General features: G+C 61.7%; 5 protein-coding genes. 4 read left to right on the top strand and 1 reads right to left on the bottom strand.

Annotation, left to right across the window (positions count from 1 at the left end; translation table 11 throughout):
• The first annotated feature begins 44 nt into the window (after positions 1-44).
• Complete coding sequence (locus HX821_RS13930; RefSeq protein WP_177035916.1) at positions 45-6,629, top strand: NEL-type E3 ubiquitin ligase domain-containing protein; 6,585 nt, start codon at positions 45-47, stop codon at positions 6,627-6,629.
• 45 nt (positions 6,630-6,674) lie between these two features.
• On the opposite strand, the gene metH is transcribed toward HX821_RS13930, so the two are convergent.
• A complete protein-coding gene (gene metH, locus HX821_RS13925) occupies positions 6,675-10,385 on the bottom strand; it encodes a methionine synthase (protein WP_177035915.1) in 3,711 nt (1,236 codons plus the stop codon).
• A gap of 164 nt (positions 10,386-10,549) precedes the next feature.
• On the opposite strand from metH, the gene HX821_RS13920 reads away from it, so the two are divergent.
• The 3 genes from HX821_RS13920 (at position 10,550) to nfuA (ending at position 14,589) form a co-directional block, all read left to right on the top strand.
• The gene (locus HX821_RS13920) at positions 10,550-12,841 is read left to right on the top strand and encodes a fatty acid cis/trans isomerase (protein ID WP_003210812.1); all 2,292 of its coding nucleotides are present in this window, start codon (positions 10,550-10,552) and stop codon (positions 12,839-12,841) included.
• A gap of 81 nt (positions 12,842-12,922) precedes the next feature.
• Entirely contained in the window at positions 12,923-13,945 is a 1,023-nt protein-coding gene (locus HX821_RS13915) for an acyltransferase (RefSeq protein WP_177035914.1), read from the top strand.
• A gap of 59 nt (positions 13,946-14,004) precedes the next feature.
• Complete coding sequence (nfuA, locus tag HX821_RS13910; protein ID WP_003210817.1) at positions 14,005-14,589, top strand: Fe-S biogenesis protein NfuA; 585 nt, start codon at positions 14,005-14,007, stop codon at positions 14,587-14,589.
• Positions 14,590-14,719: the final 130 nt, after the last annotated feature.

Below are 14,719 nucleotides of genomic sequence, written 5' to 3'. Positions count from 1 at the left end.
TTCGCTGTACTGGGCCTCCCTAAAGCGTTCTCAGGAAGCCGCACATGTCTACTCCACCTAACGCCCTCGCGGACGAAAGCTTGCACACCGCCCTGATCACGGAACGCCTGCCCGCGTGGGTCGCCCACATGGCCCCCGTCGATGTGCGCCGGCTCAAACATGGACTGTTGCCCGGCAGGGAGCGGCCTGCCACCAAGGTTCCGCTCTCGCCCGCATTGAACAAGGCACTCGATGACAGTCGCAAGGCCAGCCGTCAGTCCCGCGAAGCCTTGGCCAAGGGCCTTGGCGCGCTGCAAGGCATTGTCGAATTCGCCCAGCCCAAGCTGGAAGCGGCGTTGCGCGAGGCGATGGGCGAGGCCCCGGACGTCAACAAAAACCAGCTGCATTACCTGCGGTATCGCCAGGCCCCGCAGCAGCATTCGTTGTTGCAGGCGGCGTTGCTGAACTTCGAGGGCGATGAAGACTTCACCGATATCGCCCTCGAACAGACCAGCGCCCTGGCGCCGGAAGGTGCGCTGCTGACCGAGTACTACGGCGAGGCGCGGGCGGATGGCTCGCGTGCGGCGCGTTATCGCTACAGCGAAACCCTGTCGATGACTCCACAAACCTTTTCCACCCTGTGCCGCACCCTGGACCTGGGGCAGCAATACCAGGCCCACCTGGCGCAGGTGTTCGATGCCGCTGCCACTCGGGCCGTGGTGCGGGAGCAGATGATTCGCGCGCAAAAAGACCTGCTGACGGTACGCCTGTATACCGCATGGGCGCAGGGCGACATCGGTCCGGCGGTGTTTCTCATGTTGCGTGAAGTGCTGGCAGGTACTTCGCGGCCGCTGCTGGAGGGTGAGGCCGTCCGTTTCGGTCAACTGTCGATCCTGGGCTGCGAGCTGGGGGAGGTGCTGCTGATCGGGCCGGGTGTCGCACCGACCCGGTCCGTGATCCCGCCCTTGTTTCCTGGGGCAGGTGTGAGCGGGCTGCTTCCCGTGGCGCCTGATACGCGGGTGGTGGCCTGGATTCCGGGCGCGCCGCAGTGCCCGCTCAAGGAATACCCGTCTATGCAGGCGTTCGACAAGGAACTGGCGGTGAACCTGCGCTCACCTGCCTATCAGCAGTTGTTTGCCAGCCTGGTACCTCAGCAACAGGCGCCGCAGTTCCTTGAGCGCCTCAAGGAAAAACTCTACACCTTCACCTGGAACCCGCGAGGCTACAAGGAGCAGGTCTACGACGAGCAAATCAACTTGAACCGACGAGAACGGTTGATCGAGGGGGAGTTGTTCGGCGCGCTCTACGAGCGGCATGTACAGCGCCTCAAGGACAATGCCAGAACCCTGGCGGTGCCCACTGCGGAGGCTGATCGAAAAGCCGCACAGGCACGCCATGCTCACTGGTTGAGCATGGGTTTGAACACATTGAATGTGGCCGCATTCATGGTGCCCGGCCTGGGGGAGCTGTTGTTGGCGGTCACGGCGATTCAGTTGGGCCTGGAGGTCTATCACGGCATCGAATCCTGGCAGGAGGGCGATATGGATGCGGCATGGGAGCACCTGGAGTCGGTGGCGCTGAATCTCGGGTTCATGGCCACCCTGGGCGGGGCGGCAGCCCTCGCTGGCCGGGCGCCCGCTATCCAGGTGTCGAAATGGGTCGATGGGCTGGTGCCGGTGAAGTTGCCGAACGGCGAAAGGCGCCTGTGGAAACCCGACCTTGCGGCCTACCGCAGTCATACCGTTCTGGATGCATCACTCAAGCCCAATGCCCAGGGTCAGTACGCGCAGGACGGCAAAATGTATGTGCGCCTGGGTGAAAGCCTTTATGAAAAGGCTTTTGATGCGCGGACTCGAAAATGGCGGATCCAGCATCCGAACAATCCGGCCGCGTACCAGCCGATCCTCGAACACAACCAGGCGGGTGCCTGGCGCCATACCCATGAACGCCCACTGGAATGGGACCGCCTGACCTTGCTGAGGCGCCTGGGTCATGAAACCCAGGGAATCAGCGATGCAACGTTGAGCGCCCTTGGCGACATCAGCGGCATCAGTGATGACCTGTTGCGCAAGGTCCACATAGATGGTTTGCCGATGCCTGCCGTGCTGGCCGATACGTTGCAGTTGTTTCGCGGCGCGCCGCCACAGGCTGTACTCCTGTCCCCCGAGGGCGCAGTGTTGCAGCGCCGCTTTGCTTCTTTGTCCCGAGGCGCGATCAACGAAATTATCAGTACGGCCAGCGATAAGGAACGCCTGCAGATACTCGGCCGAACCGGTGTTGCGCCGCGCCTGGATAACCTGGCGCGGCGTGCGGTACAGCAACGTCGCCTGAGCAGTGCGTTGGCCGGCTTGTACCTGCCGGCGCTCGCCAGCCTGGACAGTGACCGGCTGGCGTTGCATTGCTTGCAGCAACTGCCGGGCTGGTCTCCCACGCTGCGCCTGGAACTGCGCGCCGACAGCCACAGTGGGCGCTTGCTGGCTTCAGTCGGCCCTGAAGATGCGGCAGTGCGGCGTTACCTGGTCAAGCAAGGCGAGACATTCCTGGCGTACGACCTGCAGGGCGCTCCTCTTAACAGTCCGGTCCCCGGCAGTCATAATTTCTACCCATCAATCCTCCATGCCTTGCCCGTGACCACTCGCCAGTCACTGGGTTTGCCGCTGGCCAGCGCGGATGTGGATTTGCAGCAAGCCCTGGCACGCTATGCCACGGCACACCGCGTCGAAATGGCCGCCGTGCTGAAGATGCGCGCGCCCATGGCTCGCCCGGCGTTGCGTCTGGCGAGCGGGTCATTAGGTTATGCCCTGAGCGGCCGGGGTACGGTCCAAACACCTAATATCGCCCTGGCGGCCAGGGTTCGCGATGTTTACCCCAACCTCAGCGATGACGCGGCCCAGCTGTTTGTGCAAAGTCTGTTGCAGGCCGGCCAGCGCCCCCCACAGATCTATGAGTTGATTGGCAACCGCGAGCGCGAACTGACCCGGTTACGCATGACCCTGGATCAGTGGGTGACGCAAAACAGTGCTCAGGCGGGGGCACAACATACGGCAGACACCCTGATCAATTGCTGGCGCGAAGGCGCGTACCGGGGCTTGAAACCCCATGCCTATCTGTCACTGGGCAAGGCCGGTAACTTGCCGGCGCTGGATGCTGATTTTTCCCATGTGCGAGGGTTGGGCGTAAGCGGTGAAACCTTGGCGGGCGCCCAGGGCACCAGGCTTGCGCAGCAGTTCTCCAACGTCGAAGTCCTGAATGTGTTTACCGAGCCCGCCCATGTCGAAGCGATTGCCGCGGGCCTCGGGCTGTTTCCCAAGCTTGAAGAGTTGTCGATCGACGGCTGGGGCTTGACCTACTCGCCGGCCTTTTTGCAACGCCTTAACACGTTGAGCCAATTGCGCCGGTTAGTCCTGACGGGTGCGCTGGACGCGTTGGATGTCAGTGGCTTGAAACAGCTGCTTGCCTTGCGGGTGGCGGGCGCCCTGAAAGAGTGGCCGGTGGGCGTTCTGACGTTGGACAAACTGGAGACGCTCGACCTGTTGGGCACCGGGATAAATACGGTGCCGGCGGCAATGCTTGAGGGCCATGAGCGCCTGTGGCGTGGCCTTACCCTCAATTGGTCAGCGTTTGAGCGACGTGCGTTCATGCCGGCGTACCAACACGTGAAGGGCCACCCGGGGCATTTGGTGGATGAGGTGCTGATGGTGGACGCTTATTGTGAGGGCGCGTTGCGACGCCTGAAAGACAGCGACCCGGCGTTTGCGCCCAGTGCCTTGGCGTACCTGCGGCGCCATCGGTTGACCAGTGACGCCAAGTTGACCCGTGTGCATGCCTTGCTGGATGAACATGCAACGTTGCAACAGGCGCTGGAAGAGTGGCAGGGCAGGGAAGTGGAGGTCGACCGGCGACCGGTGGACCCGCTCAATCGTCAACGTGCGGCAGACAAGCTCATGGCTTACTGGCGTGATGGGCTCGACCGGCGTTTTGCCTCCCCCCGTGAGGTGGCCGGGCCTTCTTCGCCAGTCGCCTCGGAGGGCGTCATGCTGGACCTGTCGGGTACGATACTGGGGGATTTGCCGCTGATGCCGGCCGCAGCTTTTGCCCACGTGCAGCGCTTGAACCTCGCAGGCACCCGGGTTTCAGTGGCGGCATTGAACGATTTCCTCCCCCAGTTCACCCAAATCCACGGCCTGGACCTGAGCCGCAGCAACCTGATGGACCTGCCGGCGTCCCTGACGCAGTTGAGGTCTCTCAAACAGCTGGACCTGGCGCACAACCAGTTGACGATCACTGAGGCGATACAGCAGCGCCTCAGCGCCCTGGTCACGCTTCGAGGGTTGAACCTGGATTACAACCGTGTGGGTACCCTGGATGTCAGCGGGCTCAACCAGCTGCGCAGCCTGAACCTGAGCCACACCGCGACCACCGCCTGGCCGACAGGTTGGCTGGCATTACCCGAACTGCGTCAAGTGGATCTGAGCTACAGCGCTATTACCACGATCCCCCAGGCTGCACTGACCGGCCATGACCTGCTGATGCTCAGCAGCAACGTGCGTGGCTGTCGCCTGACCTTGCCGGCCTGTGCCGACATACAGCGTTTTGCCCTGCGTACCTACCAGGACAATCCGATGAACGTCGCACCGGCCATGCTGCCGGTTTTTGGCCCGAGCTTTTACCTGAACAAACCCTTGGGCATTCCCCGCGAAGGGCTGGCGGAGGGCAGAACGGGCGGCGATCCGGAATACTTTCCCCTGGAGGTCACGGACAGTCCCGATCTGCTCCTCGCGCTGGAAGTAGAGGTGCCCAACAGTGACGTTCGGCAGACACCTGCGCAGCGTCTGCAACAAATAGACCCGGCGTTGTCCACGCGCGATGCGGTACGGCGCATTGACGAACTGCTTGCCAGTGGCCTGGGCGCACTGGAGGTCGAGGCATGCCTGGTTCGGTGGCGCACGGGCTACCGGGGTATGGTGCGGGTGTTGAACGACTGGATCGATATTCGTGCTTATCGCCAGGGGGGCGGCTGGGTCAGCGCGGTGGACCGTCGTCGCGCGGCCGACAGGCTTATCGACAGTTGGCGCCATACCTTGCGGGCGCACCCCGAGGTTGCGCCGGGCGATGGGCGCGAGGTCCTTCAATTGAACGACCTGTATCTGGGTGACCTGCCGGCGTTACCCGAGCCGTTGGCCCATGTGAGGGTGTTGAACCTCAACGCAGTCAAGCTTACTGAGCAGGGCTCCAATGCGTTCCTGCGGGCGTTTCCCAAGCTGCGTACCCTGACCCTCAACAATAATGGCCTGATGAGCCTGCCCGACGCCGTCGGCGAATGCTCGACACTTACCGAGCTGCACCTGAGCCATAACGAACTGCGCTATCGCAGCGAGCTGCAGGGCCAGCTCAATCGGTTGACCGCGCTGGAGCGCCTGGACCTGAGTGAGAACCTCCTGGACTCTCTGGATATCAGCAGCCTGCCTCAATTGCAGTCATTGGAACTGCGTGGCAATAACCTTCTGGCGTGGCCGCAGGGTGTCCTCCAGGCTGCGCAGTTGCGCCACCTGGACCTGCGCAGCAACCGTATCGAAACCATCCCTGAAGACGCGTTGCTGCCCCAGCACAGCGCTCTGATGTGGGGCACGGACCTGTCCGATAACCTGCTGTTTGAGGAAGATCTTGCACGCTTGCGCGTCTACCAGCAGCAGACCGATTGTGGCCTGGGATTTTCCGCCGAGGAACTGGAAGACGCACTGGAGGGGTACCACAGTACCGATAGCAGCTCCGGGTCGGACATCCACCCTGAACTCTTGACCCCGGAACAACAGAAGGCCCAATGGTTCCCGGACATTGCCGCCGATTCAGCCCGTCACCGGGTATGGAGCGTGCTCAAACAGGCCGAAAACAGCGAAGACTTTTTCTACATCATTTCCCAGTTGAAGAACGCCCAGGATTTCTTGCACGACCGCGCCGACCTGACTCGCCGGGTGTGGGCGGTGCTTGAGGCGGCGGAGCAATACCCGCACTTGCGCGAACAACTATTTGGCCAGGCCCAGGCGATGCGGGTAAGGGCTACCTGTGGTGACGGCTGGATCCTCCTGTTCAGTGATCTTGAAGTCAGCGTGTATGAGTTCAAGGCCCTGAGGGCCCTTGCGCCCGGGCAGGAAGGCACCACGCTGTTCAACCTGGCCCGGCGCATGATCCGTCTCGATGAAGCGGAGCGCATTGCTGGCGAAGCGATCAACCGCAGCCCTGGCATCGACCCGGCGGAAATTCGCCTGGCCTACCGCATTGGCCTGGCCGAGCGCCTGGATCTGCCTCACCAACCGTCCACCATGCTGTACCGCAACCTGTCCCGGGTGACCCAGGCCAACATCGATCAGGCGTATGCCGCCATTATGGCCAGAGAGAGTACTCCGGTGTTTATGCAAGAGCTGGTCAAGCGCCCGTACTGGGTCAGCTACTTGCAGAAGCTGTATCCCGAAGAGTTTTCGGTGTTGGCCCAGGCGCATCAGGTCAAGGTAGATGCCCTCGAGGAGCTTCACCCGGACCTCAGCGCCCAATACCTGAGCGAAGTCGCAGCCTTGGACACCGAAAACCTTGCCGAGCAACAGGCACTGGCGCTCAGGCTTTCGGGGCGAGCGAGGAGGGATCTGGGGATCTGACCCGGGCGCCCAGCCGGCTGGACGCCCGGGCCAGCGCGCCACAACTTAGTTGTCGTAACCCAGGTTCGGCGCCAGCCAGCGTTCGGTCACGCTCAGGTCCTGCTCCTTGCGGGCGGTGTAGCTGGCGACCTGGTCCTTGTCGATCTTGCCCACCGCAAAGTACTGCGCCTGCGGGTGAGCGAAGTACCAGCCGCTGACGGCCGCTGCCGGGAACATCGCGTAGTGCTCGGTCAGGAACACGCCGCTGCGGCCGGCGTGCATCTCGCGGGCTTCAGGGTCCAGCAGCTGGAACAACTGGGCCTTCTCGGTGTGGTCCGGGCACGCCGGGTAACCCGGGGCAGGGCGGATACCGCTGTACTGCTCCTTGATCAGCGCTTCGTTATCCAGCACTTCGTCCTTGGCGTAGCCCCAGTGCTCTTTACGCACCTGCTGGTGCAGCCACTCGGCGCAGGCTTCGGCCAGGCGGTCGGCCAGGGCCTTGACCATGATCGAGTTGTAGTCGTCGCCGGCGTCCTGGTAGGCCTTGGCGACTTCTTCGGCACCGATGCCGGCGGTGGTGATAAAGCCACCGATGTAGTCGGTTACGCCGCTGTCCTTGGGTGCGACGAAGTCGGCCAGGGAAAAGTTCGGCTTGCCGTCGGTCTTGATGATCTGCTGGCGCAAATGGTGCAGCCTGGCAATCGGCTGGCCGTCATCGCCGTAGACTTCCAGGTCATCGTCCTGCACCTGGTTGGTCGGCCAGAAACCGAACACCGCGCGGGCGCTGATGAGTTTTTCGTCGATCAGCTTCTTGAGCATGTCCTGTGCGTCGGCGTACAGCGCCGTCGCCGCTTCACCCACCACTTCATCGGTGAGGATGCGCGGGAACTTGCCGGCCAGGTCCCAGGAGATGAAGAACGGTGTCCAGTCGATGTACTCGGCCAGGATGTTGAGGTCGATATTGTCCAGCACCTTGGCGCCGGTAAACGTCGGCTTGACCGGCGTGTAGCTGTTCCAGTCGAACTGCGGCTTCTTGGCGATGGCGGCCGGGTAGCTCAGGCGCTCGGTGCGCGCGCTGCGGTTGGAGGTGCGCTCGCGCACGTCGATGTATTCCAGGCGGGTCTTCTCGACGAATGCCGGCTTCAATTCCTTGGACAGCAATTGCGTCGCCACGCCCACGGCGCGGGAGGCGTCGGTGACGTAGATCACCGCGTCGTTGCTGTATTTGGGCTCGATCTTCACGGCCGTGTGGGCCTTGGAAGTGGTGGCGCCACCGATCATCAGCGGCAGGTGGAAATCCTGGCGCTGCATCTCGCGGGCGACGTGCACCATCTCGTCCAGGGACGGAGTGATCAGCCCGGACAGGCCGATGATGTCGCACTTCTGCTCCTTGGCCACCTGCAGGATTTTCTCGGCCGGGACCATCACGCCCAGGTCGACGATGTCATAGCCGTTGCAACCCAGCACCACGCCGACGATGTTCTTGCCGATGTCGTGCACGTCGCCCTTCACCGTGGCCATCAGGATCTTGCCCTTGGCTTCCGGCTTGTCGCCTTTTTCCAGCTCGATGAACGGGATCAAGTGGGCCACGGCCTGCTTCATCACCCGGGCGGATTTCACCACCTGGGGCAGGAACATTTTGCCGGCGCCGAACAGGTCGCCGACGATGTTCATGCCGGACATAAGCGGGCCTTCGATCACTTCGATCGGGCGCGCGAACGACTGCCGGGATTCTTCGGTGTCTTCGACAATGTGGGTGGTGATGCCCTTGACCAGCGCGTGTTCCAGGCGCTTGTTGACTTCCCAGCCACGCCATTCTTCGGTCTCGGCTTCCTTGACGCTGCCGTCGCCCTTGTACTTGTCGGCAATGGCGAGGAGGGCGTCGGTGCCTTCCGGGGTGCGGTTGAGCACCACGTCTTCCACCGCGTCACGCAGCTCGGCCGGGATCTGGTCGTAGATCTCCAGCTGGCCGGCGTTGACGATACCCATCGTCAGGCCGTTGCGGATCGCATACAGCAGGAACACCGAGTGAATCGCCTCGCGCACCGGGTTGTTGCCGCGGAACGAGAACGACACGTTGGACACGCCGCCGGAGGTCAGCGCATACGGCAGCTCGTCGCGGATGTAGGCACAGGCGTTGATGAAATCGACGGCGTAGTTGTTGTGTTCCTCGATACCGGTGGCGACCGCGAAGATGTTCGGGTCGAAGATAATGTCTTCCGGCGGGAAGCCGACTTCATTCACCAGGATGTCGTAGGAGCGTTTGCAGATTTCTTTCTTGCGCGCTTCGGTGTCGGCCTGGCCGGCTTCGTCGAACGCCATCACCACCACCGCCGCGCCGTAGCGCTTGCACAGCCTGGCGTGGTGAATGAACTGTTCCACGCCTTCCTTCATGCTGATGGAGTTGACGATGCCCTTGCCCTGTATGCACTTCAGGCCGGCCTCGATCACTTCCCACTTGGATGAGTCGATCATGATCGGTACGCGGGAGATGTCCGGCTCGCCGGCAATCAGGTTGAGGAAGGTCACCATGGCCTTCTTCGAATCCAGCATGCCTTCGTCCATGTTGATGTCGATCACCTGGGCGCCGGCTTCCACCTGCTGCAGGGCGACTTCCAGGGCTTCGGTGTAGTTGTCTTCACGGATCAGGCGGGCGAAGCGGGCGGAACCGGTGATGTTGGTGCGCTCGCCGACGTTGACGAACAACGAGTTGCGATCAATGGTGAACGGTTCCAGGCCCGACAGGCGGCAGGCCTTCGGAATGTCCGGGATCGGGCGCGGTGCGTAACCGGCCACGGCCTTGGCGATGGCTTCAATATGGCCCGGGGTGGTACCGCAGCAACCACCGACGATGTTCAGGAAGCCGCTCTGGGCGAATTCTTCGATGACCTTGGCGGTTTCCGACGGCAGTTCATCGTACTCGCCGAATTCGTTGGGCAGGCCGGCGTTCGGGTGGGCGGAAACGTGGGTGTTGGCCTTGTTCGACAGCTCTTCCAGGTACGGACGCAGCTCGCTCGCGCCCAGTGCGCAGTTCAGGCCCACAGACAGCGGCTTGGCGTGGCTGACCGAGTTCCAGAAGGCTTCGGTGGTCTGGCCCGACAGGGTGCGGCCGGAGGCGTCGGTGATGGTGCCGGAGATCATGATCGGCAGTTCGACGTTCAATTCTTCGAACACGCCCTGTACGGCGAAGATCGCGGCCTTGGCGTTGAGGGTGTCGAAAATGGTTTCGATCAGGATCAGGTCGGCGCCGCCTTCGATCAGGCCTTTGGTGGCTTCGGTGTAGTTTTCCACCAGCTCATCGAAGGTCACGTTGCGGTAGCCGGGGTTATTTACGTCGGGCGACAGCGAGCAGGTACGGCTGGTCGGACCGAGCACGCCGGCGACGAAGCGCGGCTTGGCCGGGTTTTCCAGGGTCTTGGCGTCGGCGATCTTGCGCGCCAGGCGCGCGCCTTCTACGTTTAATTCGTAGGCGAGGTCTTCCATGCCGTAGTCGGCCATGGAAATGCGCGTGGCATTGAAGGTGTTGGTTTCCAGGATGTCGGCGCCGGCATCCAGGTAGGCTTTTTCGATGCCGCCGATCACGTCCGGACGGGTGATCACCAGCAGGTCGTTATTGCCCTTGACGTCGCTCGGCCAGTCGGCGAAGCGTTTGCCACGGTAGTCCTGCTCTTCCAGTTTATAGCTCTGGATCATCGTGCCCATGCCGCCGTCGAGGATCAGGATGCGTTCCTTGAGGGCTTGGTGGAGGGCTTGCAGACGAGCGCTACGATCGGGCATGGGACTACTCTGGTCAGGTATTACGGAGGGCGAAGATCATAACAAACCTGTGCGCTTTTAGAGCATGTGCTGGGTTTGCATGAATATCGCTCATGTTGGCGGGGGCGTTACATCGGTAGAATCGACGGGTTTTTCACTGCACGCATTGAATCGGGACCGGAAACATGTCACTTCGCCTCATCGTCAGCGCCGCGTTTGCGCTGTTCGCCCTTACCGCACAGGCAGAAGGTCCCGCCCCGGCGATCTCTTATACCCGTGACATCCAGCCGATCTTCACCGAGAAATGCGTGGCCTGCCACGCCTGCTACGACTCGGCCTGCCAGCTCAACCTGGGCAGTGCCGAAGGCGCCGCACGTGGCGCGACCAAGGTGCCGGTGTACGACGGCGAGCGCAGCCAGGCCAGCCAGCCCACCCGTTTGTTCTATGACGCCTTCGGCAAAGCCGCCTGGCAGCAAAAGGATTTCTACTCGGTACTCGACGCCCAGGGCAGCCAGGCCGCACTGATGGCGCGCATGCTGGAGCTGGGGCATAACGCGCCGCTTGCGCCCAACGCCAAGCTGCCCGACGACATCGTGCTGGGCCTGAGCCGCGAAAACACCTGCCCGATGCCGGGGGAGTTCAACGCCTACGCAGGTAACCACCCGAAGGAAGGCATGCCCCTGGCCGTCACCGGCCTGACCGACCAGCAGTACCAGACCCTGCAACGCTGGCTGGCCTCCGGCGCACCGATCGACGAACAAGGCCTGGCCCCGAGTGCCAAGGAAGCCTTGCAAGTGCAGCAATGGGAAAACCTGTTCAACCAGCCCGGGGCCCGGGAAAGCCTGGTGGCGCGCTGGTTGTTCGAGCACCTGTTCCTTGCCCACATCTACTTTGAAGGCGGCGAGCCGGGGCATTTCTTCCAGTGGGTACGCTCGCGCACCCCGAGCGGGCAGCCGATCGACCTGATCAACACCCGCCGCCCCAACGACGACCCGGGCACCCAGGTGTACTACCGCCTGTGGCCGGTGCAGGGGGTGATCGTGCACAAGACTCACATCACCTATCCGTTCAGCGCCGAGAAGATGGCCCGGATCAAGTCGCTGTTCTATACCGATGACTGGCAGGTGCAAGCCTTGCCGGGCTACGGGCCGGGCCGGCGCGCAAACCCGTTCGAGACCTTCGAGGCGATTCCGGCCAAGGCGCGCTACCAGTTCATGCTGGATAACGCCGAATACTTCGTGCGCACCTTTATTCGCGGGCCGGTATGCCGGGGCCAGATCGCCACGGACGTGATCCGCGACAACTTCTGGACCCTGTTCCAGGACCCCGACCACGACCTGTATATCACCGATGCCCGCTACCGCGGCCAGGCCACGCCGTTGCTGGCGATGCCGGGGCAGATTGACGATGTGGGCAGCGTGCTCAGCCTCTGGCTCAAATACCGCGACAAGCGCAACGAGTACGAAGCGTTGCGCCGGGACAGTTATGCCGACCTGCCGCCGCCGAGCTGGTCGAGCCTGTGGGCGGGCAACGACAACGCCTTGTTGAGCATCTTCCGTCACTTCGACAGCGCCTCGGTGACCAAGGGCTTGATTGGTGAAGTGCCGCAAACCCTGTGGCTGTTCGACTATCCGCTGCTGGAGCGCACCTACTACCAGTTGGCGGTGAATTTCGATGTGTTCGGCAACGTTTCCCATCAGGCCCAGACGCGCCTGTATTTCGACCTGATCCGCAACGGTGCCGAGCAGAACTTCCTGCGCCTGATGCCGGCGGACTCGCGGGACGACTTTCTTGACGATTGGTACCAGAACAGCGGCAAGGTCAAGCTGTGGCTGGACTATGAAGCCATCGACGATGACAAGCCCACGGGCCTCAAGCTCGATGAAAAGGACCCCAAGCGCGACTTCGCCAACCAGTTGCTGGCCCGTTACGGTGACCTGAACGCCAGCCCGGACCCGATCAACCGTTGCGTCAGCGCCTATTGCTCGCGTCCGGGCATTGACCCTGCGTTGCAGGACGCCGAACAGGCCCTGAGCCGCCTGACCAACCGCCCGGCGGCGGGGCTCAAGGTGATCGACCTGTTGCCGGAAGCGACCATGCTGCGCATCGAAACCCGCAGCGGCAAACGTGAGATGTACAGCCTGTTGCGCAACCGCGCCCACAGCAACGTGGCCTTTATGCTCGGTGAGGCTTATCGCTATCAGCCGGGCCTGGACACCGTGACCATTTATCCCGGCGTGCTGAGCAGCTACCCGAACTTCATGTTCAACATTCCGGCGCAGCAGGTGCCGGAGTTTGTCGCTGCCATGGAGAATGCCAAGGACGCCAATCGCTTCGAGAAGATTGTCGACCGCTGGGGCATCCGCCGCAGTCACCCGCAGTTCTGGCAGTACTTCCACGACCTGTCGCAGTACATCCGCGAAACCACGCCGGTGGAAGAGGGCGTGCTGGACATGAACCGCTACGAGAATCTTTGATCGACCTTTGACCGTCGACGGCTGTCCCAAGCCATAGGCACCTGAATAACCGGTGTCGAGGCTTGGGAGAGTGGGTCGACGATGTTGATTTCAGTACAGGCACTGCGCGCCCTGGCGGCCTGGACCGTGGTGGGTCATCACTTCATGCAGATTTTCTTTGGCTTTAAGGCCGATTCGGCGCTGGGCCACCTGTTTGTCGACAAAGGTGCGGCGGGCGTGGATGTGTTTTTTGTGATCAGCGGCCTGGTGATCTTCCTCTCCACCGAGAACAAACAGCTGCCGCCCTGGCGATTTCTGCTGTATCGCCTGCTGCGAATCGTCCCGGCCTACTGGTTCTACACGCTGTTGATGGCGCTGCTGGTGGTGTTTGCGCGGCCGGTGTTGCCGGACCAGAGCGTCGATGCGGCCCATGTGTTGATGTCCTTGTTGTTTATACCTTCGGAAAATCCCGGTGGTTATGGGGTGTACCCGACCTTGAACGTCGGCTGGACCCTGAACTACGAGATGCTTTTCTACGTGCTGTTTGCGTGGGCGTTGCTGTTTCGCCGGCAGTGGCGGGTGCTGGTGGTGGGCGCGTTGTTGTTCGCGGTGTGCCAGGCGTGGACTTCTTTCGGCTGGATCAGCGAATTCTATCGTTCGGACATTGTGTATGAGTTCCTGCTGGGGATAGGCATCGGCATGCTTTACCGCAAGGGCTGGATTCGCCCCGGGCTGTGGCTTCCATTGCTGGGGATTGCGGGGGCATTGCTGGCGATCTATCACTGGCCGGCATCGCCGCGGGCCCTGACCTGGGGCTTGCCGAGTGCGGTGCTGGTGGTGGCCTGTATCTCGATGGAACGCTATTTCGAGCGCAGCCGGCTGCTCAAGGTGATGGGGGATTGTTCCTACTCGGTCTATCTGATGCACGTGCTGGTGCTGTCGGCGGGTGGTTTTGTCGCCCAGCGTTATGGGGTTAACGCCTACGTGATGCTCGGCGTGTGTGTGGTGCTGATCGCCATTGGGTCGCTGGCCAGCTACCACTGGCTGGAAAAGGGCAGTTATCGTCGGCTCAAAGGCTGGTTCGATGGCGACGAACGGTTGGTGCTTTCCCGACAAAAATACTAGGACTTTGTACCTCGGTAATAATTTGGCGTAAACTGCCGGCAAGCCTGCGAGGAGTTTCCATGACCGCCATAACCATTACCGACGCCGCCCACGATTACCTGGCTGATCTGCTGTCGAAGCAGAACACCCCGGGCATTGGCATCCGCGTCTTTATCACCCAGCCCGGCACCCAGTACGCTGAGACGTGCATTGCCTACTGCAAGCCGGGAGAAGAAAAACCTGAAGATACGGCGTTGGGGCTGAAAAGCTTCACGGCGTATATCGATGCGTTCAGTGAAGCGTTTCTTGACGATGCGGTGGTTGATTACGCCACTGATCGCATGGGTGGCCAACTGACCATCAAGGCGCCGAACGCCAAGGTGCCGAATGTTAATGCGGATAGCCCGATTAACGAGCGCATCAACTATTACCTGCAGACCGAGATTAATCCTGGGTTGGCCAGCCACGGTGGTCAGGTGAGTCTGATTGACGTGGTTGATGATGGTATTGCTGTGTTGAAGTTTGGTGGCGGTTGCCAGGGCTGCGGCCAGGCGGACGTGACCTTGCGTGAGGGTATTGAGCGTACGCTGCTTGAGCGGGTTCCGGAGCTCAAGGGTGTGCGGGATGTGACTGACCATACGCAGAAAGAAAACGCCTACTACTAAGGGTGTTCGCTGCGGATGTGAAAAACGGCGCCCCGTGAGCGCCGTTTTTTTATGGTTTGGATTCAGTGGGTTGCGTTAGGGTTGTGAGGTTTTAGGTTAGGTATGTTGTGTACATATCCGTTATTTAGGT

It is taken from the genome of Pseudomonas sp. B6001 (assembly GCF_013386015.1).
Taxonomy (GTDB): Bacteria; Pseudomonadota; Gammaproteobacteria; order Pseudomonadales; family Pseudomonadaceae; genus Aquipseudomonas.
The sequence above is the reverse complement of the archived record's forward strand: the minus strand, read 5'-3'. Positions and strand labels throughout refer to the sequence as shown.